Annotated in this window: 29 protein-coding genes; 15 read left to right on the top strand and 14 right to left on the bottom strand. The window is 65.9% G+C overall.

All coding sequences use genetic code 11. The features are described 5' to 3' along the window. Positions 1-141 precede the first annotated feature (141 nt). On the bottom strand, positions 142-534 hold the full coding sequence (rpsI, locus tag ABE483_RS08390; protein ID WP_017354549.1) for a 30S ribosomal protein S9: 393 nt from the start codon (positions 532-534) through the stop codon (positions 142-144). Positions 535-536: 2 nt separating this feature from the next. Beyond that, positions 537-965, bottom strand: a complete 429-nt coding sequence (gene rplM / locus ABE483_RS08385; protein ID WP_017354548.1) for a 50S ribosomal protein L13 — start codon at positions 963-965, stop codon at positions 537-539. Positions 966-1146: 181 nt separating this feature from the next. On the opposite strand from rplM, the gene coq7 reads away from it, so the two are divergent. Continuing rightward, the gene (gene coq7, locus ABE483_RS08380) at positions 1147-1791 is read left to right on the top strand and encodes a 2-polyprenyl-3-methyl-6-methoxy-1,4-benzoquinone monooxygenase (protein ID WP_313211066.1); all 645 of its coding nucleotides are present in this window, start codon (positions 1147-1149) and stop codon (positions 1789-1791) included. 146 nt (positions 1792-1937) lie between these two features. On the opposite strand, the gene sugE is transcribed toward coq7, so the two are convergent. Together sugE and speD are read right to left on the bottom strand one after the other, a co-directional pair. Further along, positions 1938-2255: a quaternary ammonium compound efflux SMR transporter SugE gene (gene sugE / locus ABE483_RS08375; RefSeq protein ID WP_070472306.1), complete on the bottom strand. Its 318-nt coding sequence runs from the start codon at positions 2253-2255 to the stop codon at positions 1938-1940. Between the two features lie 169 nt (positions 2256-2424). Then, a complete protein-coding gene (gene speD, locus ABE483_RS08370) occupies positions 2425-3219 on the bottom strand; it encodes an adenosylmethionine decarboxylase (RefSeq protein ID WP_019185315.1) in 795 nt (264 codons plus the stop codon). A gap of 170 nt (positions 3220-3389) precedes the next feature. Between speD and crp the strand changes: the two genes are divergently transcribed. From crp to ABE483_RS08355, 3 genes are all read left to right on the top strand, one after another. After that, entirely contained in the window at positions 3390-4055 is a 666-nt protein-coding gene (gene crp / locus ABE483_RS08365) for a cAMP-activated global transcriptional regulator CRP (RefSeq protein WP_088433580.1), read from the top strand. Positions 4056-4077: 22 nt separating this feature from the next. Next, positions 4078-4206, top strand: a complete 129-nt coding sequence (locus ABE483_RS08360) for a hypothetical protein (protein WP_346481498.1) — start codon at positions 4078-4080, stop codon at positions 4204-4206. A gap of 61 nt (positions 4207-4267) precedes the next feature. Next, a complete protein-coding gene (locus ABE483_RS08355; RefSeq protein ID WP_346481497.1) occupies positions 4268-5029 on the top strand; it encodes a sulfite exporter TauE/SafE family protein in 762 nt (253 codons plus the stop codon). 39 nt (positions 5030-5068) lie between these two features. Here the strand turns inward: ABE483_RS08355 and ABE483_RS08350 are convergent, their stop codons facing one another. The 6 genes from ABE483_RS08350 to ABE483_RS08325 form a co-directional block, all read right to left on the bottom strand. Beyond that, a complete protein-coding gene (locus tag ABE483_RS08350) occupies positions 5069-5785 on the bottom strand; it encodes a haloacid dehalogenase-like hydrolase (protein ID WP_121040613.1) in 717 nt (238 codons plus the stop codon). Next, complete coding sequence (gene trpC, locus ABE483_RS08345; protein ID WP_313219436.1) at positions 5782-6576, bottom strand: indole-3-glycerol phosphate synthase TrpC; 795 nt, start codon at positions 6574-6576, stop codon at positions 5782-5784. The genes ABE483_RS08350 and trpC overlap by 4 nt, the downstream gene beginning before the upstream one ends. A 63-nt stretch (positions 6577-6639) precedes the next feature. Beyond that, positions 6640-7677, bottom strand: coding sequence for an anthranilate phosphoribosyltransferase (gene trpD / locus ABE483_RS08340; protein ID WP_313219435.1), 1038 nt, complete (start codon positions 7675-7677; stop codon positions 6640-6642). Between the two features lie 32 nt (positions 7678-7709). Further along, positions 7710-8288, bottom strand: coding sequence for an aminodeoxychorismate/anthranilate synthase component II (locus ABE483_RS08335; protein ID WP_070472319.1), 579 nt, complete (start codon positions 8286-8288; stop codon positions 7710-7712). A 75-nt stretch (positions 8289-8363) separates the two neighbouring features. Next, entirely contained in the window at positions 8364-9839 is a 1476-nt protein-coding gene (gene trpE, locus ABE483_RS08330; RefSeq protein WP_313211061.1) for an anthranilate synthase component I, read from the bottom strand. A gap of 213 nt (positions 9840-10052) precedes the next feature. Beyond that, complete coding sequence (locus ABE483_RS08325; protein WP_313211060.1) at positions 10053-11177, bottom strand: hypothetical protein; 1125 nt, start codon at positions 11175-11177, stop codon at positions 10053-10055. 28 nt (positions 11178-11205) lie between these two features. Here ABE483_RS08325 and ABE483_RS08320 point away from each other — a divergent pair, with 28 nt between their 5' ends. The 3 genes from ABE483_RS08320 to ABE483_RS08310 are packed head-to-tail and all read left to right on the top strand — an operon-like array spanning position 11206 to position 13203. Continuing rightward, entirely contained in the window at positions 11206-12105 is a 900-nt protein-coding gene (locus ABE483_RS08320) for a DUF4852 domain-containing protein (protein ID WP_313211059.1), read from the top strand. After that, complete coding sequence (locus ABE483_RS08315) at positions 12060-12476, top strand: hypothetical protein (RefSeq protein ID WP_313211058.1); 417 nt, start codon at positions 12060-12062, stop codon at positions 12474-12476. The genes ABE483_RS08320 and ABE483_RS08315 overlap by 46 nt, the downstream gene beginning before the upstream one ends. A gap of 10 nt (positions 12477-12486) precedes the next feature. Beyond that, positions 12487-13203 carry a hypothetical protein gene (locus ABE483_RS08310; protein ID WP_346481496.1) on the top strand — a complete coding sequence of 239 codons (717 nt, stop codon included), beginning with the start codon at positions 12487-12489 and terminating at the stop codon, positions 13201-13203. A 63-nt stretch (positions 13204-13266) separates the two neighbouring features. Here the strand turns inward: ABE483_RS08310 and yegS are convergent, their stop codons facing one another. The 4 genes from yegS to ABE483_RS08290 all read right to left on the bottom strand — a co-directional run bounded on the left by yegS (position 13267) and on the right by ABE483_RS08290 (position 16015). Continuing rightward, entirely contained in the window at positions 13267-14199 is a 933-nt protein-coding gene (gene yegS / locus ABE483_RS08305) for a lipid kinase YegS (protein ID WP_346481495.1), read from the bottom strand. Between the two features lie 271 nt (positions 14200-14470). After that, on the bottom strand, positions 14471-14953 hold the full coding sequence (locus ABE483_RS08300) for a GNAT family N-acetyltransferase (protein ID WP_313211079.1): 483 nt from the start codon (positions 14951-14953) through the stop codon (positions 14471-14473). Between the two features lie 12 nt (positions 14954-14965). Further along, complete coding sequence (rpe, locus tag ABE483_RS08295; protein WP_070426117.1) at positions 14966-15643, bottom strand: ribulose-phosphate 3-epimerase; 678 nt, start codon at positions 15641-15643, stop codon at positions 14966-14968. A 42-nt stretch (positions 15644-15685) separates the two neighbouring features. After that, entirely contained in the window at positions 15686-16015 is a 330-nt protein-coding gene (locus ABE483_RS08290) for a DnaJ domain-containing protein (protein WP_123730837.1), read from the bottom strand. A 143-nt stretch (positions 16016-16158) separates the two neighbouring features. Here ABE483_RS08290 and ABE483_RS08285 point away from each other — a divergent pair, with 143 nt between their 5' ends. The 8 genes from ABE483_RS08285 to ABE483_RS08250 all read left to right on the top strand — a co-directional run bounded on the left by ABE483_RS08285 (position 16159) and on the right by ABE483_RS08250 (position 24044). After that, positions 16159-17085: a phosphoribosylaminoimidazolesuccinocarboxamide synthase gene (locus tag ABE483_RS08285; protein ID WP_019185298.1), complete on the top strand. Its 927-nt coding sequence runs from the start codon at positions 16159-16161 to the stop codon at positions 17083-17085. Positions 17086-17264: 179 nt separating this feature from the next. Beyond that, positions 17265-17747, top strand: coding sequence for an Mpo1-like protein (locus ABE483_RS08280; RefSeq protein ID WP_121040632.1), 483 nt, complete (start codon positions 17265-17267; stop codon positions 17745-17747). Positions 17748-18106: 359 nt separating this feature from the next. Continuing rightward, positions 18107-20935, top strand: a complete 2829-nt coding sequence (locus ABE483_RS08275; RefSeq protein ID WP_313211055.1) for a monovalent cation/H+ antiporter subunit A — start codon at positions 18107-18109, stop codon at positions 20933-20935. Next, positions 20935-21318, top strand: a complete 384-nt coding sequence (locus tag ABE483_RS08270; RefSeq protein WP_019185295.1) for a Na+/H+ antiporter subunit C — start codon at positions 20935-20937, stop codon at positions 21316-21318. Before ABE483_RS08275 ends, ABE483_RS08270 begins: the two co-directional genes overlap by 1 nt. Next, positions 21315-22850, top strand: a complete 1536-nt coding sequence (locus ABE483_RS08265; protein ID WP_123729955.1) for a monovalent cation/H+ antiporter subunit D — start codon at positions 21315-21317, stop codon at positions 22848-22850. The genes ABE483_RS08270 and ABE483_RS08265 overlap by 4 nt, the downstream gene beginning before the upstream one ends. Next, complete coding sequence (locus tag ABE483_RS08260; protein ID WP_313211054.1) at positions 22847-23353, top strand: Na+/H+ antiporter subunit E; 507 nt, start codon at positions 22847-22849, stop codon at positions 23351-23353. The genes ABE483_RS08265 and ABE483_RS08260 overlap by 4 nt, the downstream gene beginning before the upstream one ends. Then, positions 23350-23634: a K+/H+ antiporter subunit F gene (locus tag ABE483_RS08255; protein WP_070472350.1), complete on the top strand. Its 285-nt coding sequence runs from the start codon at positions 23350-23352 to the stop codon at positions 23632-23634. The genes ABE483_RS08260 and ABE483_RS08255 overlap by 4 nt, the downstream gene beginning before the upstream one ends. Continuing rightward, positions 23631-24044 carry a Na+/H+ antiporter subunit G gene (locus tag ABE483_RS08250; RefSeq protein WP_123729953.1) on the top strand — a complete coding sequence of 138 codons (414 nt, stop codon included), beginning with the start codon at positions 23631-23633 and terminating at the stop codon, positions 24042-24044. Before ABE483_RS08255 ends, ABE483_RS08250 begins: the two co-directional genes overlap by 4 nt. Positions 24045-24110: the final 66 nt, after the last annotated feature.

Genomic DNA, 24110 nt, shown 5'->3' with positions numbered 1-24110 from the left:
ACCCCTCGCTGCATCCACCTGACGACCAAGCGATCTGCGGGGACGAAACCCACCCCCGGAAACGACAAAAGCCCGGCCGAAGCCGGGCTTTTGCGTACCTCCCAGCGGGATCCCGAAGGATCCCACGCCAGGCGCGATGGATCAGCGCTTGGAGAACTGGGTGGCGCGACGTGCCTTGTGCAGGCCGACCTTCTTACGCTCGACTTCACGGGCGTCACGGGTCATGAAGCCAGCCTTGCGCAGCTCGGACTTCAGGGTTTCGTCGTACTCGACCAGCGCACGGGCGATGCCCAGACGGATCGCACCGGCCTGACCGGTGGTACCACCGCCAGCGGCGGTGACCATGATGTCGAAGCTTTCGGTGTTCTTGGTCAGTTCCAGCGGCTGACGCACGATCATGCGTGCAGTCTCACGGCCAAAGAACTCGTCCAGCGGACGGCCATTGACGGTGATGTTGCCGGCGCCCTTGCGCAGGAACACGCGGGCGGTGGAGGACTTGCGGCGGCCGGTGCCGTAGTTTTGCGTGATAGCCATGATTAGATATCCAGAACCTGAGGCTGCTGAGCGGCGTGCGGGTGCTCGGAACCCGAGTACACCTTGAGCTTGCGGTACATGGCGCGGCCCAGCGGGCCCTTCGGCAGCATGCCCTTGACGGCGGTCTCGATGACACGCTCCGGGTGGCGCTCAAGCGCCTGGGCCAGAGTTTCGGTCTTCAGGTTGCCGATGTAGCCAGTGAAACGGTGATACAGCTTGTCCTGCAGCTTGTTGCCGGTGACGGCAATCTTTTCTGCATTGATGACAACCAGGTAATCACCGGTATCAACGTGAGGGGTGTAAACCGGCTTGTGCTTGCCGCGCAGACGGCGGGCCAGCTCGGTGGACAGACGGCCCAGCGTCTTGCCGGATGCGTCGACGAGATACCAGTCGCGCTGGACGGTCTCGGACTTTGCAGTGAAAGTGCTCATGAAAGAACTCTAGTAGGTCGGGCTCATTACGGCGCAGTACGGCCGGAACTCTGCCACGCGTTGTGAAGAGGCGGGATTGTACTGGCCATCCCCGCCACATGCAAGTTGACCCTGATCCCGGCTTGGCACACCGGCCGTGGGGGGCGAGAATCGACAGTCCCCCGCCGCGACACTTCCTGCCATGACCGCGCTCCGCCAGATCACGCCGCTCGACCACCTGCTGACCGAAGCCCAGCGGGCGCTGGATACCGTGTTCGGCAATCCGCCGGCCAGCCGCCCCTACCCCGCCGAGGACACCCCGGACGTGCAGATGGCCGCGCCCGAGCGCCGCCACGCCGCCGGTCTCATGCGCATCAACCATGTCGGTGAGGTCTGCGCCCAGGGCCTGTACTTCGGCCAGGCCGCAGTCGCCCGTGAGCCGGAAACCCGCGCCCACCTGCTCGACGCCGCCCAGGAAGAAACCGACCACCTGGCCTGGTGTGCCCAGCGCCTGCGCGAACTGGACAGCCGTCCCAGCCTGTTCAATCCGATCTGGTATGCCGGCAGCTACACCATCGGCACCCTGGCGGGCCTGCGCGGGGATGGCTGGAACCTGGGCTTCGTGGTCGAAACCGAACGTCAGGTGGAAGCGCATCTGGACGAACACCTGGATACCCTGCCCCCGGCCGACCTGCGCAGCCGCGAGGTGATCAAGGTGATGAAGATCGACGAAGCCCGCCACGCCGACCATGCCGAGCATGCCGGCGCGCGCAGGCTGCCCGCCCCGATCCCGTCGGTGATGGCGCTGGCCTCCAAGGTCATGAAGACCATCGCGTACCGCCTTTAAGCCTCCACCGCGCCGCGTGCATCGGGTGAAAAGCCCCCCTGAGTCAGGGGGGCGCCGCGAAGCGGCGGGGGTATGGGTGTTCAGTGAGCCGGGGGCCCACGGTTCGCACAGCGAACCGTGGGAGCGCCAGCGCGAATGCGAGGGCGTTACCCCGAGACCAGCTTCAGGCCGATCACCCCGGCCACGATCAACGCGATGCAGGCCAGCCGCGACGGCGAGGCGCTGTCGCCGAACAGGAAGATGCCCAGCATCGCCACGCCCAATGCGCCGATCCCGGTCCAGATCGCGTACGCCGTGCCGACCGGAATGGATTTCATCGCCTGGCTCATCAGGTACAGGCTGACCAGGGCGGCCGCGACGGTGGCCAGCGTCGGAAGGGGCTTGCTGAAGCCTTCGGAGTACTTCATTCCGATGGCGAAGCCGATTTCGAACAGACCGGCGACGAGAAGATAGATCCAGGGCATGGGGGATTCCTTGGGTTAACAAAAGCAAAACGGCCCGGTGTTTTCACACCGGACCGTCGTCGGTAGCTACCGTGGAACCGGGTTTTGCGCAAACACCGGTTCCACAGGGCGGGCCGTCCCGCCTGAACGAGGTTGCCCGGGCCAGGCCCGGACACCATCGCGAAGTGCCTTACTCGGCCAGATTGCGCCCATGGAACAGCTCTTCGATCTCACGACGCAGCAGCGCCTCGATCTTCATGCGTTCCTTGAACGAGAGGTTCTTGGCCTTCTCTTCGAACAGGTACTGGTCCAGATCGAAATCCTTCAGGTGCATCTTCGTGTGGAAGATATTTTCCTGATAGACATTGACGTCGAACATCTCGTAACGCGACTTGATGTTCTTGGCCAGGAAGTTCTGGATCGAGTTGATCTTGTGATCGATGTAGTGCTTCTTGCCCTTCACGTCACGAGTGAAGCCACGCACGCGGTAATCCATGATCACGATGTCCGATTCCAGACTCTCGATCAGGTAGTTCAGCGCTTTCAACGGGGAAATCACGCCACAGGTGGCCACATCGATGTCCGCGCGGAACGTGGCGATGCCCTCCTGCGGATGGGTTTCCGGGTAGGTATGGACGGTGATGTGGCTCTTGTCCATGTGCGCGACCACAGCGTCGGAGATCAGCTCCTTGCCGGCCTGCTTCTTGTCGATCACCGGCTCTTCCGAGATCAGGATCGTCACCGAGGCACCCTGGGGGTCGTAGTCCTGGCGGGCCACGTTCAGGATGTTCGCGCCGATGATCTCGGCAACGTCGGTCAGGATCTGAGTCAGCCTATCGGCGTTGTACTCTTCATCAATATATTCGATGTAACGCTGACGCTCCTCTTCGGTGCGGGCGTAACAGACGTCATAGATGTTGAAGCTCAACGCCTTGGTGAGGTTGTTGAAACCCTGCAACCTCAGGCGAGGCAACGGCTTGACCACGGCGGTCGATCCTGTGTGTGGTGGGAAAGAAGTAATTATGGGGCAAAGTGATCGGGGGCGAAACTTGCATTGAAACGAGTACCTGTGCTCGGTTTGCCCTTAACAATTCGGATCGTTAAGCTCCCGGCACATAGCCGTGAATTCTTCATGAGCAATCGGAGCGCCTCAACGTGTCAACTGTGCGCCTTGCCACAAGTCCATTGGCCCTGGATATCGCAACAATCGATCGCTTCCTGGCCCACAGCCACCGCCGCCGTTACCCCGCCCGTACCGACGTGTTCCGTCCTGGCGATCCGGCCGGCACGCTCTACTACGTGATCAGTGGATCAGTCTCAATAATGGCTGAGGAAGATGACGATCGTGAGCTGGTGCTGGGCTACTTCGGCTCGGGAGAGTTCGTCGGTGAGATGGGGCTGTTCGTCGAATCGGACCGGCGCGAGGTGATCCTGCGCACCCGCACCCCGTGCGAGCTGGCCGAGATCAGCTACGAGCGCCTCCATCAGCTGTTCCTGGGCCCGCTCTCGGCCGATGCGCCGCGCCTGCTCTACTCGATCGGCCAGCAGCTCTCCAAGCGCCTGCTCGATACCAGCAGGAAGGCCAGCCGCCTGGCGTTCCTGGATGTGACCGACCGCATCGTGCGGACCCTGCACGATCTGTCCCGCGAGCCGGAGGCGATGAGCCACCCGCAGGGCACCCAGCTGCGCGTCTCGCGCCAGGAACTGGCCCGTCTGGTCGGCTGCTCGCGTGAAATGGCCGGCCGCGTGCTGAAGAAGCTGCAGACCGACGGGCAACTGCATGCCCGCGGCAAGACCGTGGTCCTGTACGGCACCCGCTGACCCCGCGCGGTAGAGCCGACCGTTGGTCGGCTATCCGGCCGGCTATCCGGTCAGCTATCCGGTCAGCTATCCGGTCAGCTATCCGTTCGGCTATCCGTTCGGCTATCCGGCACGCGATTGGACACGCCACCCGGCCTCCCCCGGGCCCTGACTACCCCGGGTCGCCGGCCAGCGGTCGGCACTACCTGCCCATTTGCCGCTAGGCTGTTCGCATGGAACTTGGCAGTGAATTCTATTGGTTCATCCTGATCGGCCTCGGCGCACAGCTGGTCGACGGCGCGCTGGGCATGGCGTTCGGGCTGGTGTCTTCCTCGGTCCTGCTCAGCATGGGCCTGCCGCCCGCCGCGGTCAGCGCCAGCATCCATACCGCGGAGGTGTTCACCACCGGGGCGTCCGGGGTCTCGCACCTGGTCGCGGGCAATGTGGACCGTCGGCTGTTCCTGCGCCTGGCCCTGCCTGGCGCCGTCGGTGGGGTGGTCGGCGCCTACGTGCTGACCCAGCTGCCCGGCGACGTGATCCGCCCCTTCATCTATATGTATCTGCTGGTGCTGGCGATCTTCATCCTGCTGCGCGCGGCCGGCCGGATGCTGCCGGCCCAGGAAGTGAAGCGCGTCCCGCTGCTTGGCCTCGTGGCCGGCCTGCTGGATGCCAGTGGCGGTGGTGGCTGGGGCCCGGTGGCGACGTCCACCCTGCTCGCACGCGGTGGCAAGGCCCGCACCACCATCGGCACGGTCAATGCCGCCGAGTTCGTGGTGACCCTGGCGGTGTCGATCACCTTCCTGCTGACCATGGGCGTTCAGTACCTGAACATCGTGGCCGGCCTGTTGATCGGCGGCATGATGGCCGCGCCGGTGGCCGCGATTCTGGTCAAAAAGGTCAAGGAACGCTGGGTGCTGGTGGCCGTCGGCGTGCTGGTGCTGGGCATCAGCCTGTTCCAGATCGGCCATGCCATCGTGCAGTGGCGCGCAGGCTGAGCCGGACGCGACACCGTTTCAGGGATTTTCAGCGGTGAATCAGACCGGATCGCCGGCCCGATCCACGCAGCCCCAGTTGAGCACGGGGGTGCCCGGCGGCAGCACCTGGCGGAAATAGTCCACCCGGGACGCCTTCGGATTGACCACCACCGGCGCCGCCGCGGCCAGCAGCAGCGGCAGGTCGGCGCTGCTGTCGGAGTAGGCGACGTCGATCTCGCCGTAGCCGCGCTCGCGCAGCATCCGCATCTTTTCTTCGTTGTGGCAGTGGCGGGTGGCGATGACCGCGCCCAGGAACGGCCCGACCTCACTGCCGATCACCGGCACGCCCTGGTGCGCCACGAAGGCCAGGATCGCGCGGGCCAGTTCCGGCGGTGCACCGGTAGCGACCACGACGCGGTCGCCAGCGGCGCGGTGACGCGCGAACACCTCCAGCGCCACGGGCAGCAGGCGGCGGCGGATATCGGCTTCGTGCTTGAGGACGTAGCGATCGATCACCTTGTTGAACTCGCGCGCCCGGTGCAGGCCAAACGTGGCGATCCACACATAGCCGGAGATGCCGCGGCGGCGGGTGGGCAGGAATGCCACCAACGGGCCGAGCAGCGGCGTGGCAACCAGGGCCGCCAGCAGCCGCAGCGGGTTGCGCTTGATCAGCCAGGCGAACAGATGGCTGCCGGAATCGCCGTCGTACAGGGTGTGATCGAAATCGAAGACCACCAGCGGGGCGTCGTCGCGCGGCGTTGGGTAGATCGCTGTCATGCGCTGAAGAATAGCTGACGCAGGCCCTCGCCGGGCTCTTCCACGCGCATGAAGGCCTCACCGACCAGGAACGCGTTGACCCCGGCCTGGCGCATCACGGTGACATCGGCCGTGCCGAGGATGCCGCTTTCGGTGACCAGCAGGCGGTCGCGCGGCACGGCCTGGCGCATGTCCAGCGTGGTCTGCAGCGACACCTCGAAGGTACGCAGGTTGCGGTTGTTGATGCCGATCAGCGGCACCGGCACCTGGATGGCGCGCTCGAGCTCGTCGATGTCGTGCACTTCCACCAGCACGTCCATGCCCAGCTGCATGGCCAGGTCGGACAGCTCGGCCAGCTGGCGGTCGTCCAGGGCGGCCACGATCAGCAGGATGCAGTCCGCGCCGAGCACACGCGCTTCATACACCTGGTAGGCATCGATCACGAAGTCCTTGCGCAGCACCGGCAGCGTGCAGGCGTCGCGGGCCTGTTGCAGGTAGGCATCACTGCCCTGGAAGAAATCCACGTCGGTCAGCACCGACAGGCAGCTGGCCCCGCCGAATTCGTAGCTCACCGCGATATCAGCCGGATGGAAGTCCGGGCGGATAACGCCCTTGGAGGGGCTGGCCTTCTTGATTTCGGCGATCACGGCCGGGTTGCCGGCGGTGATCGAGGCGCGCAGCGCATCCGCGAAGCCACGCACGGGCGGAGCCTGCTCCACGCGCGCGATCAGTGCTTCAAGCGGCACCTGGGCCCGGCGTGCGGCGACTTCTTCGGCCTTGCGGGCCAGGATGGTATCGAGGATGTCGCTCATGTCATTGGGGTCCTGGAGGCCGGCCATTATCGACCAGCCCCGCTGAATTCGGAAAACGCGGGCTCAGACGGCCCCGCGGATGCGGCGGGTGGCGGCGACGTACTGCTCCATCCGCGAGCGCGCACTGCCATCGGCCAGCACCGCACGGGCACGGGCCAGACCATCGGCGATGCTGTCGGCGACACCGGCCACGTACAGCGCGGCGCCGGCATTGAGCGCCACGATGTCGAGCGCCGGGCCGGGCTGGTTGTCGAGCACGCCACGCAGCATCGCGATGGATTCTTCCGGACCGCCGACCTTGAGGTTGCGGCTGGCCGACATCGCGATACCGAAATCTTCCGGATGGATCTCGTACTCGCGCACCTTGCCGTCGCGCAGTTCGCCCACCAGTGTCCCGGCGCCGAGCGAGATCTCATCCATGTTGTCGCGGCCCCACACCACCAGCGCGCGCTCGGCCCCGAGTTCGCGCAGCACGCGCGCCTGGATGCCGACCAGATCCGAATGGAACACGCCCATCAACACGTTGGTCGCACCGACCGGATTGGTCAGCGGGCCGAGGATGTTGAAGATCGTCCGCACGCCCATCTCGCGTCGCACCGGTGCGACGACCTTCATCGCCGGGTGGTGCATCGGCGCGAACATGAAGCCGATGCCGGTCTCGGTGATCGCGCGCGCGACCTCCTCCGGCTGCAGATCGATGATCGCGCCCAGCGCCTCGACTGCATCGGCACTGCCGGACTTGGAGGAAACACTGCGGTTGCCATGCTTGGCCACCTTGGCCCCGGCCGCAGACACCACGAACATCGCGCAGGTGGAAATGTTGAAGGTGTGCGAACCATCGCCACCGGTGCCGACGATATCCACCAGATGCGTCTTGTCCTCCACCGGTACCGCGAGGGCGAGCTCGCGCATCACGGTGGCGGCGCCGGCGATCTCGCCGATGGTTTCCTTCTTGACCCGCAGGCCGGTCAGGATCGCGGCGGTCATCACCGGCGACACGTCACCGCGCATGATCTGCCGCATCAGGTCGACCATTTCGTCGAAGAAGATCTCGCGGTGCTCGATGGTGCGCTGCAGGGCTTCCTGGGGGGAGAAGGTCATGCGGGGTCCTTTGTGGTGCAGGTGCGGCGCGCTCAGCGCTGCAGGAAATTCTTCAGCAGGGCGTGGCCATGCTCGGTGAGGATCGACTCGGGGTGGAACTGCACGCCCTCGACCGGATGTTCGCGATGGCGCAGGCCCATGATCTCTTCGATCGAGCCGTCCTCGTTCTCGGTCCAGGCGGTCATTTCCAGGCAGGCCGGCAGCGTGGTCTTGTCGACCACCAGCGAGTGGTAGCGCGTGGCCTGGTAGCGGTCCGGCAGGCCGGCGAACACGCCCTTGCCTTCATGCCGGATCGGCGAGGTCTTGCCGTGCATGATGTTGGTGGCGCGGATGACGTCACCGCCATACACCTGGCCGATGCTCTGGTGGCCCAGGCACACGCCCAGGATCGGCGTGGTCGGGCCGAGCCGGCGGATCAGCTCCAGCGACACACCCGCTTCGTTGGGCGTGCACGGGCCGGGCGAGATCACGATGCGCTCGGGCGCGAGCGCGGCGATTTCATCGACGCTCAACGCGTCGTTGCGCACCACCTTGACCTCGGCGCCCAGCGTCTGCAGGTACTGCACGAGGTTGTAGGTGAAGCTGTCGTAGTTGTCGAGCATCAACAACATGGTCAGGGTCCGTCTTGAATGGGGAAGTGGCGTGCACGCAACCGTGCACGTGTCAGGCCGTTCGGCAGCAGTGCGTTACAGGCCCTTGGCCGCCTGCGCGACCGCACGGAACAGCGCGCGGCCCTTGTTCATCGTCTCGTCCCATTCCTTGCCGGGATCGGAGTCGTAGACGATGCCGGCGCCGGCCTGCACGTGCAGGCGACCGTCCTTGATCACCGCGGTGCGGATCGCGATCGCGGTATCGGCATCGCCATGCCAGCCGATGTAGCCGATGCTGCCGGCGTAGACGTTGCGCTTGATCGGCTCCAGCTCGCGGATCACTTCCAGCGCGCGGATCTTCGGCGCGCCGCTGACGGTGCCGGCCGGGAACGTCGCACGCAGCACGTCGGCATAGCTCAGGCCCGGCTGCAGCTGCCCGGTGACCTCGCTGACGATGTGCATGACGTGGCTGTAGCGCTCGATCACGAACTGCTCGCCCACTTCCACCGTGCCGGCCTTGGACACGCGGCCGGCATCATTGCGGCCGAGATCGATCAGCATCAGATGCTCGGCACGTTCCTTGGGATCGGCCAGCAGTTCCACTTCCAGTGCGTTGTCTTCCTCCACCGTCGCGCCGCGCGGGCGGGTGCCGGCGATCGGACGCACGGTGACTTCCCCGTCCTGCAGCCGCACCAGGATTTCCGGCGAGGAGCCGACCACCTGCACGTCGCCGGTATCGAGGAAATACATGTACGGCGAGGGATTGAGCGCACGCAGCGCGCGGTACACATCCACAGGGCGCGCCTTGAACGGCACGCTCAGGCGCTGGCTCAGCACCACCTGGAAGATGTCGCCGGCGCGGATGTATTCCTTGGACTTGTCGACCGCGGCAATGAAGCCTTCGCGGGTGAAGCCGGAGACGAAATCGTTCTCGTCCAGCACGTCGCGCGTGATCGGCGCGGGGTAGCCGGCGCCGGGGGCGCGCAATGTGGCGACCAGCGCATCCAGCTTGGCCTGGGCGTGGTCCCACGCCCCGGGCTGACCCGGGTCGGCGTGCACGATCAGGTACAGGCGGCCCTTGAGATTGTCGAATACCGCCAGTTCTTCGGAGTGCAGCAGCAGAATGTCCGGCGTGCCCAACTCATCGCGGCCACGCGGCGGGGCCAGGCGCGGTTCGATATAACCGATGCACTCAAAGCCAAACCAGCCGACCAGGCCGCCGGTGAAACCCGGCAGACCGGCCAGTTTCGGCACCGAGTGGGCGCTGCGCAGCGCCTCGACCTCGGTGAACGGGTCGGCGACCTCGCGGGTTTCCACCACGGTGCCGGACTCGCTGATGGTCAGGGTATGGCCGTGGAAGGCATATACCCGGCGTGCCGGCAGGCCGATGATGGAATAGCGCCCGAAGCGTTCGCCGCCCTCGACCGATTCAAACAGATAGGTATGCGGGCCGTCGGCGAGCTTCAGATAGACCGACAGCGGCGTGTCCAGGTCGGACAGCACTTCACGGACGACGGGGATGCGGGTGTGGCCTTCAGCGGCCTGCTGCTGGAACTGCTCGAGCGTAATCAAGACGACTTTCCTTCCGGGAAACGGCGGTGGCGGGACGGACGACGGCAACAGGCCACCATCGCCACCAACGGCGAGCGGAAGAAAGGGTATGCGGGGTCGTCAGAATGGACACCCGGCGACTGTACCGCAGCCCGGCGCGGGGGGGAACCCCGTCCCGCGCCGCAGGCAGGCACGCCAGCCCCCGACGCGGCGCCCGCACTGGCGCCTCCAGCGTCAGTACAGGGGCATCGGCCGTTCGGCGGCCAACATACCGTTCAGGGTATCCAGCATCCTGACGAGGTCCACCTGCCGATGCAGACGGGTCTTCTCGAAAATGCTCTGCAGGCGGGTCCGCGCGCTTCCGACACCGATGCCGCAGATCGTGGCGGCGGCCGACAGCTCGCCTTGGTGATGCAGCGCCACGGCCAGGGTGGCTTCGGCCGGGGTCAGGCCGAAAAGCTCGCGCAGGGTGGTGGACAGCCCGGCAGACGAACGGCGCACGAGCGTGTTGACCGTCATGACAAAGCGGGCGGTACCGGTGCCGGGGATGTACTTTCCGTAAGGCCTGAGCGACGCGAAGCCTGCCAGTAGCCCATCGACATCATGCAGGGCGACGATATCCTCCCCGGGGTCCTGCGCCGGACCGCCCCGCAGCGCCAGGCGCCGGACCAGGGCATTCCAGCCTGCACGCGAGGCCGGATGTACCGGCTCCAATGCCGCCTTGCGGCGCACACGCAGGACACGACCCAGCAGCATCTCCTCCCCCCCGGCATTCACCGACACCGGCCGCAGGTTCTCATCGAGAAGCAACAGGGCCAACGTCCCTGCCTGGCGCCACGCGTCCTGCAGTGACTGGCGCAACTCGAAGGCGTTGACGAAGTGCGGTGCCAACGCTTCGCAGAGTGCCACCTCACGTGCATCGAAATCGCCCCGCCGCTCGGTTCCCACGAAGGTCAACATGGTGACCTGATCCGGCTTGCGCGAGGCACATAGCGCCACCGAGCGCAGCGTGTCGATCTGGCGCAGGAAATCCAGGTAATACCGCGTTCCGCGCATCTCCTCCAGCGTGGCCACCCGGTCGCTGACGATGACACTGCCAGCCCGCATCGTAGGCGCGGCCCGGTTGAACCAGAGGTTGTCCACCGAATACAGCGTGTCTTCGTTGAAGCGCTCCACCGTACGCGGGTCCGCCATCGCACCGGCCGCAACCAGCGCCACGTGACGCCCACCCTGCACGTCCCGCAGGGTCACGCTGCCCGAGTGGCAACCAACCGCGCGCCCGAGTCGTTCAACGAATGACTGCATCCGCTCGGGATCGGTGACCCCGGCGTACAGCTCCTCCATAAGCTCCGCTTTCACAACCACCTCCTGTGTTGTTCGTCAAGTCATGTTCACGACCTGCGTCGCTGCGCCTCTGGACGCAGATTTGCCGCCATCCCATCACCACGTCAAGGACGCCATGGCCCTCTCCGCACTGCAATCACTTTCCACCGCACTCACCCTGTCCCTGCTGCTTGTCGCCTGCAACGGCAAAGACGATGCAGCACCCCCGAGCGCCGATAACGACAGCAACACCCCTGCGGCCGAGGGTGAGGCAAGCGCAGATAAAACGGCACGCACCCCGCTTCCCCAAGCCGACCTGGCCAAGCCGCTGACTGAGTATCGCAAGTTGGATAGCGGCCAACAGGTGATGTTTCTTTATGCCGCCACGTCCAAGCTGCCGACGGATTTCGACACGATGGCCAGCCTCGCCTCGCAGGAATACCGCGGCACGGCCGATACCTTCCGCCGCAAGGACCTGATGGTGGCGCTTCGCCCGCAGCTCGAACAGGGCATCGCAGACGCGGGCCGCTCGCCGTATTTCTGGAGCGAACTGGAGGATGCCGACCTGCAGGCCTATGACTTCGAGCGGAAGGGCTTCCCGGTCGGCGAATTCAACGGCGGCAAGTATCGCTACTTCATGGACATTCCGGAGTACACCTACACCTGGGCCAACCCTGCGCAGGTTCAGCTCGCCCCGGTCGCTGACGAAGCGGTTGCCCGCGAGCTTGAAGGGCTTCGTAGCCGATGGAACAGCAAACCCCGGCTGCGGACCTACTTCTTCGTCCAGTCTGCGGATCTGAACCAGCGACGCCTCAATGCGTACGTCACGCACGTCCAGCTTCTGGACCGCAGCGGACGCGTCCTGGCGTCCTACTCGCCCGATCCGGCGGTGGCAGCGCAGCCAGCGGAAGAGGATCCGTGCGTTTCGCCGGAGGACTGCGCACGGCGTGCTTTGGGCAGCTGATCGTTTCGGAATCCACAGGGGAATCATCCATGAATCAACTCAATGAAAGCGACGTCCAGAACGCGCTGCAGCAGCGCCTCGTGCGCGAGGAAGCCGGGCGGCGCGCAACCGAAGGCCTGATGCGCACGGCCAGGACGCTGCGATGGATCGGCTGGGTCTGCGCTCTGGTGCCGATCATCGGCATCGTCGGGGTGGTGCTGTTCCTGCTCAGCACGATCCTGTGTTTCGCCTATGCGCAAAGCAAGGGGAACCCCGATGGCATCAAGCAGTTGTTGATCACCTTGGCCAGCCTGTTCGCTGCGGGCATCGTCTGGGTGCTGGTCAATCTCACCGTGCTCGGCCTGTTTGGCGCAGCCATGTCCATGCATTGAGGATCTGCACATGAACGGAATCACCTTGAAGCAGTCGCTGCTGTCGGCCGCTGCGGCGGCAGCATTGCTGGCCGGTCAGGCCGTGCCTGCCCACGCACAATCCGCCGACGCGCTCCGTCGTGAGAACGCACAGCTGCGTGCCCAGCTGGAAGCGTTGAACCAACGCTGCGGCGTGCCGGCGCCCGACGACACCGGCGCACTGGAGCGATTTGGCGATATCGAAGCGCGTCTGGATTCGATCCGGGCGGGTGAGCGGGGACGCGGCACCATGCAGGTCACGGTAACCATGACGCTGCGCAACGTGTCATCGCAACCAATGGTATTGAACTACGAACACGGCAGCTTCAACGCGACCGACAGCAATGGCTATGGCTACCGCCTTTTTGGCGGCCAGGGCAAGCACAACGTAAAAGGCATCCCTATCGCCTCCGGCAACCAGGTCGACCCAAGCTTCACCTTGTTGCCGGGTCGATCAAGCCCGGTGACGTTCATCGCGCAGAGAGTCATGAGCGAAGGGCAGACGGTGGGTAACCGCTTTGACATCAGCTCCTCCTTCGGCCAGTACCAGGACCTGGGCCAGGGACGACTGCGACGGATGCAGACATTCCCCGTTTCCTTCAAGGATCGCTCAGTCACGTCGGGCGGCATCGCGACGGGTCTCGGCGGGCGCAGCGATCAGACGGTTGAGAACGCGGCCGGCAGGTTGTTGGATCGCCTGTTGAAGTGAGCCGGGCCCGGCAGGCGCCACCACGCGCCCGCCGTATGCAGGGTGCCGCCCCGGCGCTGCGACTCAGGCTCTGGACAGCAGCGGGCTGTCCAGCGCCACATGCAGGTTGACCCGCCCCGGCACGCAGTCGATGCGGAAGTGCCGGGCCTGGACCGGCTCGCCATCCAGATTGAGGGTCAGCGGCTCCTCGGCCTCGATCTCCACCCACGGTGCCTGGACACGCTCGGCCACCTGCTCCAGCGCGCCGCGCTTGCCGCCCTTGACCAACGCGGCAAAGGTCGAGGCGACCTCCCCGCTCAGCTCGGGGATCACCGTGATATCGAGCAGACCGTCATCAATCAGAGCCTCCGGGCACAGTACCTGCCCGCCGCCGGCCTGGCGGCCGTTGCCGATGCCCAGCGCGATGAAACCACCGGCCCACTCGAACCCCGGCGCCCGGACCCGCGCCTGGATCGGATCGATCCGGCCCAGCCGCGATACCCCGGTGACCAGGTAGGCCAGGCCGCCGAGCACTTTCTTCAAGCCCTCATCGGTCTCCACCGTGACCTCGGTGCCGAAGCCGCCACTCGCCACGTTCGCGCACCACCACACTTTGCCATCGGCATCGATGCGCAGCAGATCGACCGGGCGCGCGGGCGCGTGCGTCATCAGCTCCAGCGCCGCCAGCGGTTCATCGGGAATCTCCGCCGCGGTGGCGAAATCGTTGGCCGTGCCCAGCGGCAGCAGCCCCAGCGACGGCAATGCATCGGCGGCCTCTTCCCGGTGCGCCAGTGTCTCGGCCACCTCACTGAGGGTGCCATCACCGCCGGCCGCAATGATTGTATCGACCCCATGCGCAATCGCCTCGGCCACGTAGCGCTCGGCGTCGCCCGATTCCCAGGTCACCCGTACCTCCAGCTGCACGCCGCGCTCACGCAGCGCCGCGACCGCCTCGCGCACATCCTCATTGCCGGTGGCCTTGCCGTTGAGGATCAAACGCCAATGGGGACGGCTCATGCGGTACTTCCAGGGAGTGGGGAAGCGAAGGCTAGCAGCGGACGGCGTGGCCGCCGGTGAACGTCATCAAAGCGTCACCGATCCCCCGGAGAATGGGAGGCCATAGCAAGGAAGATGGATGGAGGCAGGATCAGCCTCCCGCTATTCCCAGGGCCGCATCAGCAATGGTGCGGTCTTTTTTTTGACCCGCCAGAAGCGCAGCCGACCAACGGTCGGCACTACCGGGCTGGGTTGGCTGCGGCAGCCAACCAACGGTCGGCTCTACGGGTGCTCAGCCTTCGGCGAAGGTCCGCAACGCCTCGCCTTCCATCCGGTACACCGTCCACTCGCTTTGCGGCTTCGCTCCCGCGGCTTGGTAGAACTGGATCGCCGGTGCATTCCAGTCCAGCACCGACCACTCGAACCGGCCGCAGCCTTCGGCCACCGCGATCCGTGCGATGTGCTGCAGCAGCGCCTTGCCGGCACCGCTGCCGCGGCGCTCCGGGCTGACGTACAGATCTTCCAGGTAGATCCCGTTGCGGCCCAGCCACGTCGAGTAGTTGTAGAAATACACCGCATACCCGATCGCCACGCCATCGGCTTCGCAGATCAGCGCATGCGCCTTCGCCGCCGGTCCGAACAGGCTCGCGCGGATGCCCGCTTCGTCGGTCTGCACCGACGACTCGGCCTTCTCGTAGATCGCCAACTCGCGGATGAAACGCAGGATCAGCGCCGCATCCTCGGCGGTGGCCACGCGAATGGTCACGGCAGCCACCGGTTCCATGGCTCAGCCCCGCGCCGCGGCGACGTTGCCGCGCATCTGCGCGATGATGTCCTGGTAGCTGGTCTTCGCATTGAAGATCGCCGAGCCGGCCACGAAGGCATCGGCACCGGCGGCGGCGATCGCCCCGATGTTGTCGGCCTTCACCCCACCGTCGATCTCCAGGCGGATGTCCTTGCCACTGGCATCGATCTTCTTGCGGATCGCGCGCACCTTGTCCAGCGCCGACGGAATGAACGCCTGGCCGCCGAAACCCGGATTGACCGACATCACCAGCACCAGGTCCAGGTCATCGAGCACCCAGTCCAGGATGTCCACCGGCGTGGCCGGATTGAGCACCACGCCCGGCTTGCAGCCCAGCGAACGGATCAGCTGGATCGTGCGGTGCACGTGGCGGCTCGCCTCCGGATGGAAGCTGATGTAGGTCGCGCCGGCCTCGGCGAAATCCGGAATGATCCGGTCCACCGGCTCCACCATCAGATGCACGTCGATCGGCGCGGTCACACCGTGCTTGCGCAGCGCCTGGCAGACCAGCGGGCCGATGGTCAGATTCGGCACGTAATGGTTGTCCATCACATCGAAATGCACCCAATCGGCGCCGGCCGCGAGCACGTTGTCCACTTCCTCACCCAGGCGGGCGAAATCGGCGGACAGGATGGAGGGGGCAATGATGCAGTTGGACATGGCCGGGGCCTTCGGGAGGTGGAAAGGGGGCGCCGCGCGGACTCAGCGCTTGCGCAGGGTCTTGATGCGGTCGTAGGCGGCATTGAGCTGGCGCGACTTGCGCTCGGCCTGCTGGCGCAGCTCCGGCGCCGCGCCGACCACCTTGTCCGGGTGGTACTGGGACATCAGCCGGCGGTAGGCCAGGTCGATCTCGGCATCGGTCGCCTCGGAGGTCAGCCCCAGTTCGCGGTAGGGGTTTTCCCTGTTCAGCCGGAACCAGTCGGCATCGAAGGCATGCCCCAGCAACAGCCCGACCACGGCACCGAACAGCGGATTGGGCCTGAACAACAAGGCGCCGGCGATGAATCCGAGCAGTTTTCCGTACCAGCGCATGGTGGTCTGGGCAGCCAAGGCGACAAAGGATCCTCATTTTACGTCACAGCGGGCCCAACCCGCTTTACACTAGGCCGCCCGCTGTCTGTGCGGGCCCTCCGGGTCCCCTGGACAGCTGTCATGACGAAGCCTCAGGAGTGCCCGTGCCGACCACGTTGTTGCAATCCGATCTCCCCGGCCTGCCCTTGCGCCATCGCGGCAAGGTGCGTGATGTTTTCGACATTCCGCGCGACCGGCTCCCCGCCGGCACTCCGCCGGGGGACTACCTGCTGATGGTCGCAACCGACCGTCTGTCAGCCTTCGACGTGGTGCTCCCCGATCCGATCCCCGGCAAGGGCGAGATGCTCTGCCAGGTCTCCAACTTCTGGTTCGCCAAGACCGCGCACCTGATGCCCAACCACCTGACCGGCATCGATGTCGCCAGCGTGCTGCCCGAGGGTGTCGATCCGGCCCTGTACGCCAAGCGCGCCGTGGTCACCCGCAAGCTCAAGCCGGTTCCGGTCGAGGCGATCGCCCGCGGCTACCTGATCGGCAGCGGCTGGAAGGACTACCAGCGCACCGGCAAGATCAGCGGCATCGAGCTGCCCGACGGCCTGCGCCAGGCCGAACAGCTGCCCGAACCGATCTTCACCCCCTCGACCAAGGCCGCCGTCGGCGACCATGACGAGAACATCGATTTCGATGCGATGGTGAAGGCGGTCGGTGCGGACCTGGCCGAGCGCGTGCGCGACGCCACCCTGCGCATCTATGCCTTCGCCGCCGATTACGCCCGCGAGCGCGGCATCATTCTGGCCGACACCAAGTTCGAGTTCGGTACCGATGCCGATGGCCGTCTGTACATCATGGACGAGATGCTGACCCCGGATTCCTCGCGCTACTGGCCGGCTGACGAGTACGAGGTGGGCACCAGCCCGCCGAGCTACGACAAGCAGTTCGTCCGCGATTACCTGGAAACGCTGGACTGGGGCAAGACCGCCCCGGGCCCGAGCATCCCGGCCGAGATCATCGAGCGCACCCGGGCCAAGTACGCCGAGGCGCTGCAGCGCCTGGCCGGTATCTCGGTCGACTGATTCGCCTGCGCCCCCGGCCGTGATGGCCGGGGGTCCCGGCCGTAGAGTCGACCGCTGGTCGACTGCCGCGGACGTTGGTGGCCTATCGCGTGCAGCACGAGGGGTATCGTCTGGGTGAGAGCAAGCCGACCAACGGTCGGCTCTACGGGCGGTATGCTCTGCAGATCCTGGGAGGGAACATGGCCACCACCACCGTCGCACGCCCGATCGACCGCTATTTCGCCAGTTATTCCGACGATCACCGCAATGCGCTGAACCAGCGCATCCACGTCGTGGCCGTCCCGGCGATCGCGTGGTCGGTGATCGCCCTGCTGTGGTGCCTGCCGCCGCTGATCACCTGGTTCCAGAACGGGATCTGGGCCGGCCTGGCGATGTTCGCCGCCTGGTGCTTCTATAACCGCCTCTCGCGCACGCTGGGCTACGGCATGCTGGCGTTCTTCTTCGTCAGCGGCTGCGTCTGCCGGCTGCTGGAAGCCGAGATCGGCCTGGTCAACCTGTTCTGGCTGGCCCTGGGGGTCTTCGCCGTGGCCTGGGTCGCGCAGTTCATCGGCCACAAGCATGAAGGCCGCAAGCCGAGCTTCCTGACCGATCTGGTCTACCTGCTGATCGGCCCGCTGTGGGTCCTGGCCAAGCTCTACCGCCGGATGGACTGGCGCTACTGACCGGTTTTTCCTGAACGAGCGAGGACGCTCACCGGCACTCCACGCCGGACCGTCCAGCATCGTCCGCAGTGGCCTTTCGAGCGACGGTCACCGTTCATCTTCGTGCACGCCCACGCGGTCCCGCAGCCCCTGTGACGACTGGTTCCCGACCCGATTCGACGGGCGCCGGGAGGCCACACTCGGCAAAGTCGCCAGCGGGTCTCCATACGGCGGCCGACGCGCCCGAATGGGGCCACGCGCCGCCCTGAAAAAATGAATCAGCGCACGTTACATGCAATTGAGGGCGTATTCGGGTGTATCGGCAGCAATTGCCTGCCTGTTAGACTGAACGACCTGCTCGTGAATCCCGCATTCCCTGCATGAATCCTAGTCTGCTCCTGCTGCTCGCCCTGCCCTTCCTGATGGCAGTGGCCGTCGCTTCATTCCGCCGCACCTCCCGCTCCACGGCCGCCTGGGTAGCCGCGGCCGCTCCGCTGGGAGGACTGGCGCTGTTGGCGACGATGACCCCGGCCATCATGGACGGCGGGATCGTCCGCAGTTATGGGGAGTGGATACCGCAGATCGGCCTGGCCTTCTCACTGCGCCTGGATGGCCTGGCCTGGATGTTCGCCGGCATGGTGCTGGCGATCGGTGCACTGGTGGTGATGTACGCCCACTACTACCTCAGTGCCCGCGACAGCGCCCACCGCTTCTACTGCTACCTGCTGCTGTTCATGGGCGCCATGCTGGGCATGGTGCTCTCGGGCAACCTGTTGCTGTTGATGGTGTTCTGGGAAATGACCAGCATCAGCTCGTTCCTGCTGATCGGCTTCTGGTCGCATCGCCAGGATGCCCGCGAGGGGGCCCGGATGGCCCTGGTGGTCACCGGCGGCGGCGGTCTGGCCCTGCTCGGCGGCGTGCTGCTGATCGGTCGCATCGTGGGCAGCTTCGAACTGGATGCCGTACTCGCCGCGGGCGATCTGATCCGCGCCAGTTCGCTGTACCCGTATGCCCTGTTCCTGGTCCTGGCCGGCATCTTCACCAAGAGCGCCCAGTTCCCGTTCCACTTCTGGCTGCCGCACGCGATGGCCGCGCCGACCCCGGTCTCGGCCTACCTGCATTCGGCGACGATGGTCAAAGCCGGCGTGTTCCTGCTGGCCCGGTTGCACCCGGCGCTGGCCGGCACCGATCTGTTCTTCTATACGGTCAGCGGCATCGGGGCGATCACGCTGCTGATCGGCGCCTGGAACGCGATCTTCCAGCATGACCTCAAAGGCCTGCTGGCCTATTCGACGATCTCCCATCTGGGCCTGATCACCATGCTGTTCGGCCTGTCCACACCGATGGCGGTGGTGGCCGGCGTGTTCCACATCCTCAACCACGCCACCTTCAAGGCGTCGCTGTTCATGGCTGCGGGCATCATCGACCACGAGACCGGCACCCGTGACATGCGCAAGCTGGGCGGCCTGCGGCGGTTGATGCCGATCACCAGCGCGCTGGCGATCATCGCCTCGCTGGCGATGGCCGGTATTCCGCTGCTCAACGGCTTCCTGTCCAAGGAAATGCTGTTCGCCGAAGCGCTGACCGCGGGCGGTCCGGAAACCATGCGCGTGGTGATGTCGATCGCCGCACTGCTGGCCGGCGTGTTCGGCGTGGCCTACAGCCTGCGCTTCGTGCACGACACCTTCTTCGGCAAAGGCCCGCATGATCTGGACCGCGTCCCGCATGAGCCGCCGCGCTTCATGAAGGTGCCCGTCGAGATCCTGGTCGTGGTCTGCGTGGCCGTCGGCGTCGCCCCGGCGATCACCATCGCCCCGGTGCTGCACGCGGCCGCCTCCTCGATCCTCGGCGCGGCGATGCCGGCCTACAGCCTCTCGGTCTGGCATGGCTTCAACACCCCGTTGATGATGAGCATCGCCGGCGTCATTGGCGGTATCGCGCTGTACTTCGGGCTGCGCCGCCTGATCAACCTGCATGCGGTGGTCAGCCGCAGCATCGGCCGCAACCTGTTCCACAAGCAGCTGGACCTGGTGTTCGGCTTCGCCCACCGGCTCACCCAGGGCCTGGCCAACGGCAGCCTGCAGCGCATGCTGATGGCGCTGGTGGTGGTGGCGATCATCGTCGCCGCCGCACCGTTCGTGGCCAATCCAGCGTCGCCCAACTGGCCCTCGCCGCAGCCGATCCCACTGCTGGGCTGGGCGCTGTGGCTGGTGATGATGGCCTGCGCGCTGGGCGCACTGTTCGTCTACCGGCAGCGCCTGCTGGCGGTGCTGGTGGTCGGCGGTGTCGGCCTGATGGTCTCGCTGACCTTCGTGTTCCTCTCCGCGCCCGATCTGGCCCTGACCCAGCTGCTGGTGGAGATGGTCACCCTGGTGCTGATGCTGCTGGGCATGAACTACCTGCCGATCCAGTCGCCCCCGGAGAAGTCGGTCTGGCGCAAGCGGCGCGATGCGGTGATCGCGATCGTCGCCGGCGGCGGCCTGGCCGCGATGGCCTACACCGCCATGACGTTGCCGCCGAACACCATGGCCGGCGAGCTGCTGGCGCGTGCGCTGCCGGAGGCGTATGGGCAGAACGTGGTCAACGTGATCCTGGTCGACTTCCGTGGCTTTGATACCTTCGGTGAGATCACCGTGTTCGGCATCGCCGCGCTGGTGGTGCACGCCATGCTGCGCCGCTCGCGGATGGCGCCGGAACAGATCATGCCCGGCCCGCCGATCAAGCTGCCGGTGCCGGCCGATCTGGCCCAGATCATGTTCCCGCTCACCCTGACCGTCTCGATCTTCCTGTTCCTGCGCGGCCACAACGCGCCCGGCGGCGGCTTCATCGCCGGCCTGGTGCTGGCCGTGCCGCTGCTGATCCAGTACGTCATCCAGGGCACCACCTCGGTGGAATCGCGCTTCGGCTTCGATTACATCCGCTGCATCGGTGCCGGCCTGCTGATCGCCATCCTCAGTGGCTGCGCGTCGATGCTGTTCGGCGTGCCGTTCCTGACCAGCGGCCATCTGGACCTGCACATTCCGCTGATCGGCGAGGTACCGCTGGCCAGTGCGATCGGCTTCGATACCGGCGTGTACCTGGTGGTGTTCGGCGGCGTGATGCTGATGCTCTCGATGATGGGCACGATCAAGCCCTCGCGCACCCGCAATGCCCGTAAAGGCGAAATCGATCCCAACCGCCGTTCGGCAAAAACCGGGGAGATGCACTGATGGAACTGGCTCTGGCAAGCGCCATCGGCGTACTGAGCGCGATCGGCATCTACCTGTTGCTGCGCGCGCGCAGCTTCGATGTGATCCTCGGCATGACCTTCCTGTCGTATGCGACCAACCTGCTGATCTTTGCCGGCGGCCGGCTGGTGCAGGGCAAGGCACCGGTGCTGCGTGAGGGCATCGACAGCGACCTGGGCAACTACACCGATCCGCTGCCGCAGGCGCTGGTGTTGACCGCCATCGTGATCGCCTTCGCGATGACGGCAGTCAGCATCGTGCTGGCGATGCGCAGCCGCAGCGACAACCACAGCGACCACGTGGACGCGCACGAAGAAGAAGAGCTGCCTGCCGATACCGCGCCGGGCCGGGAGGGCGGCGCATGAATCATGCGGTGATCCTGCCCATCCTGATTCCACTGTTCGGCGCGGCCTGCTCGCTGTTCGTCGAGCATCGCCGCTACGGGCCGAAGGTGCAGCGCACGGTGGCGTGGACCACGCTGACCGCGCTCGCCGCGGCCGTCGCGCTGCTGTTCGCGCAGACCGCTGACGGCAGCATCGCGGTGTACCTGCTGGGTGACTGGCCCTCGCGCCTGGGCATCGCGCTGGTGGCCGACCGCCTCTCGGCATGGATGCTGGTGACCACGCTGCTGCTGGCCATCCCCTGCCTGCTGCACGCCTGCTCGGGCTGGGACCGGCGCGCGCCGCACTTCCATGCGTTGTTCCAGTTCCAGCTGGTCGGCCTCAACGGCGCGTTCCTGACCGGCGATATCTTCAATCTGTTCGTGTTCTTCGAGGTGATGCTGATCGCCTCCTATGGCCTGCTGCTCAGCGGCGGGCGCGGCCTGCGCATGCGCATCGGCCTGCACTACGTGGTGTTCAACGTCACCGCCTCGACCCTGTTCCTGATCGCACTCGGCCTGCTGTACGCCTCGCTGGGCTCGCTCAACATGGCCGAACTGTCCCAGCGCATCGCTGAAGTGCCGGCCTCGCACCTGACCCTGGTCAAGGCGACCATGGGGCTGTTGCTGCTGGTGTTCTGCAGCAAGGCCGCGCTGATGCCGCTGTATCTGTGGCTGCCCGAAGCGTATGCGCGTGCGCCGGCAGCGGTGGCGGCGCTGTTCGCGATCATGACCAAGGTCGGCCTGTACGCGGTGCTGCGGGTCAGCACGCTGTGGTTCGGCGAGGGTGCCGGACCGATGGCCGGCTACGGCAGCCAGTGGCTGCTCTGGGCCGGTGTGGCCACCCTCGTGCTGGGCGGCCTGGGCGTGCTCGCTGCGGCACGCCTGCGCGTGCTGATCTCCTACCTGGTGGTGGTCTCGGCGGCGACGCTGTTCATCGCCTTCTCGGTGCGTACGCCCGAAGTGCTCTCGGCCGGCCTCTACTACCTGCCGCACAGCACCTTCGTGGCCGCCGCACTGTTCCTCATTGCCGATCTGATCCGCCGCCGCCGCGGCGGTGCCAGCGATCGCAAGGAAGTCATCGCGCCGATGCCGGGCAAGGAAACGCCTGCGGTGCTGTTCCTGATCGGTGCGGTGTCGGTCGCGGGCCTGCCGCCGCTGTCCGGCTTCCTGGCCAAGGCTGCGCTGCTGGCCGGGATGCCCGCGCAGTACACCTGGGCGGTGTGGGCCGCCGTGCTGGGCAGCAGCCTGATGGTCATCGTCGGCCTGACCCGCGGCGGCATCCGCCTGTTCTGGCGCGTGCCGGTGGTCGAAGAAGGCGCACCCAAGCCGCGCAAGGCACCGACGCGCACCGTGGAATTGTTCGCCGCCGCGCTGCTGCTCAGCTATGGCATCGCGATGAGCGTGTTCGCCGGCCCGCTGATGCAGCACACCGATGCGATGGCCACCCAGCTGCTGCAGCCCCAGGACTACGTGGGTGAACTGCGCGCCACAACGCCGGAGATCCGCCAGCCATGACCGGCAAGCCTTCCCTGTACAAGCGCATCCTGCCCTCGCCCTCGCTGAGCGTGATGGTGGTGGCGTTCTGGCTGTTGATGTCCGACAGCTTCACCCTGGGCCAGTTCGTGCTCGGCATGATCCTGGGCGTGGTGGTGCCGCTGTTCGCCGCCCGGCTGGACCGCGAGTTCGCGCGGATCGGCTCGCTCAAGCCCCTCCCCAAGCTGTTGTTCGTGACCCTGTGGGACATCCTGATCTCCAACATACGGGTCGCGATCCAGGTGCTGGGGCCGGAGCGCCGCATCCACCCCGGCTTCATCTGGCTGCCGCTGGATATCGCCAACATCCACGGCATCGCCGCGTTGACCAGCATGATCACGTTGACCCCGGGCACGGTGTCGGCGGCCTTGTCCGATGACCGCAGGTATCTGCTGGTGCACGTGCTGCATCTGGATGATCCGGATGCGCTGATCCGGCAGATCAAATCCCGCTACGAAGCCCCGCTGATGGAGATCTTCCCATGACCGGATACATGTTCATCCAGACCACGATGGTGGTGTGCATGCACGTGGTCGGCCTGGCCATGCTGCTGGCCACCTGGCGCCTGCTGCGAGGCCCCACCGTGCCCGATCGCATCCTTGCGCTGGACACCTTGTCGGTGACGGCCATCGCTGAACTCATGTTGTTCGGCATGTACCTCAACTCGGCGGTGTACTTCGAAGCGGCGCTGATCATCGCCATGCTCGGCTTCGGCAGCACAGTGGTGCTGAGCAAGTTCGTGCTGCGCCGGGACATCGTCGAATGATCACCTTCATCCAGATCGTGCTGTCGATCCTGCTGCTGTTCGGCTGCTTCTTCATCCTGGTCGGCGCACTCGGCCTGGTGAAGCTCTCCACCTTCTTCAAGCGCCTGCACGCACCGACCAAGGCCAGCACGCTGGGCGTGGGCTGCGTGCTGGTCGGCTCGGTCTGTTACCACATCTTCCTCGGCGAAGACCCGCAGCCACGCGAACTGCTGATCACCGTGTTCCTGTTCATCACCGCACCGATCAGTGCGCACATGATGGCCAAGGCCGCGTTGTCGCTGCTGATGGAAACCCGGCCGGACCTGCCGGGCCACAAGACCGCCAAGGAAGAACAGCTGCCACCGCCGGAGCCGCGCCATCCGGGCGACACCGAGGGTGCCGAGGCACCGGTTTCCCGGGACAGCCAGTAGAGCCGACCGGGGGGTGGGGGGAGGGAAAATTGGCGACAGGAGCCCCCCCCACCGCGGGGCGAAACA

The sequence above is a fragment of the Stenotrophomonas sp. TWI602 genome, assembly GCF_039674045.1.
Classification (GTDB): Bacteria; Pseudomonadota; Gammaproteobacteria; order Xanthomonadales; family Xanthomonadaceae; genus Stenotrophomonas.
The sequence above is the reverse complement of the archived record's forward strand: the minus strand, read 5'-3'. Positions and strand labels throughout refer to the sequence as shown.

Bases quoted from the DNA above. Each gene is read 5' to 3' on its own strand.
- rpsI (WP_017354549.1), bottom strand. From the start codon at position 534: ATGGCTATCACGCAAAACTACGGCACCGGCCGCCGCAAGTCCTCCACC.
- rplM (WP_017354548.1), bottom strand. From the start codon at position 965: ATGAGCACTTTCACTGCAAAGTCCGAGACCGTCCAGCGCGACTGGTAT.
- coq7 (WP_313211066.1), top strand. From the start codon at position 1,147: ATGACCGCGCTCCGCCAGATCACGCCGCTCGACCACCTGCTGACCGAA.
- sugE (WP_070472306.1), bottom strand. From the start codon at position 2,255: ATGCCCTGGATCTATCTTCTCGTCGCCGGTCTGTTCGAAATCGGCTTC.
- ABE483_RS08355 (WP_346481497.1), top strand. From the start codon at position 4,268: ATGGAACTTGGCAGTGAATTCTATTGGTTCATCCTGATCGGCCTCGGC.
- ABE483_RS08350 (WP_121040613.1), bottom strand. From the start codon at position 5,785: ATGACAGCGATCTACCCAACGCCGCGCGACGACGCCCCGCTGGTGGTC.
- trpC (WP_313219436.1), bottom strand. From the start codon at position 6,576: ATGAGCGACATCCTCGATACCATCCTGGCCCGCAAGGCCGAAGAAGTC.
- trpD (WP_313219435.1), bottom strand. From the start codon at position 7,677: ATGACCTTCTCCCCCCAGGAAGCCCTGCAGCGCACCATCGAGCACCGC.
- ABE483_RS08335 (WP_070472319.1), bottom strand. From the start codon at position 8,288: ATGTTGTTGATGCTCGACAACTACGACAGCTTCACCTACAACCTCGTG.
- ABE483_RS08320 (WP_313211059.1), top strand. From the start codon at position 11,206: ATGTTCACGACCTGCGTCGCTGCGCCTCTGGACGCAGATTTGCCGCCA.
- ABE483_RS08310 (WP_346481496.1), top strand. From the start codon at position 12,487: ATGAACGGAATCACCTTGAAGCAGTCGCTGCTGTCGGCCGCTGCGGCG.
- yegS (WP_346481495.1), bottom strand. From the start codon at position 14,199: ATGAGCCGTCCCCATTGGCGTTTGATCCTCAACGGCAAGGCCACCGGC.
- rpe (WP_070426117.1), bottom strand. From the start codon at position 15,643: ATGTCCAACTGCATCATTGCCCCCTCCATCCTGTCCGCCGATTTCGCC.
- ABE483_RS08290 (WP_123730837.1), bottom strand. From the start codon at position 16,015: ATGCGCTGGTACGGAAAACTGCTCGGATTCATCGCCGGCGCCTTGTTG.
- ABE483_RS08280 (WP_121040632.1), top strand. From the start codon at position 17,265: ATGGCCACCACCACCGTCGCACGCCCGATCGACCGCTATTTCGCCAGT.
- ABE483_RS08275 (WP_313211055.1), top strand. From the start codon at position 18,107: ATGAATCCTAGTCTGCTCCTGCTGCTCGCCCTGCCCTTCCTGATGGCA.
- ABE483_RS08270 (WP_019185295.1), top strand. From the start codon at position 20,935: ATGGAACTGGCTCTGGCAAGCGCCATCGGCGTACTGAGCGCGATCGGC.
- ABE483_RS08265 (WP_123729955.1), top strand. From the start codon at position 21,315: ATGAATCATGCGGTGATCCTGCCCATCCTGATTCCACTGTTCGGCGCG.
- ABE483_RS08260 (WP_313211054.1), top strand. From the start codon at position 22,847: ATGACCGGCAAGCCTTCCCTGTACAAGCGCATCCTGCCCTCGCCCTCG.
- ABE483_RS08255 (WP_070472350.1), top strand. From the start codon at position 23,350: ATGACCGGATACATGTTCATCCAGACCACGATGGTGGTGTGCATGCAC.
- ABE483_RS08250 (WP_123729953.1), top strand. From the start codon at position 23,631: ATGATCACCTTCATCCAGATCGTGCTGTCGATCCTGCTGCTGTTCGGC.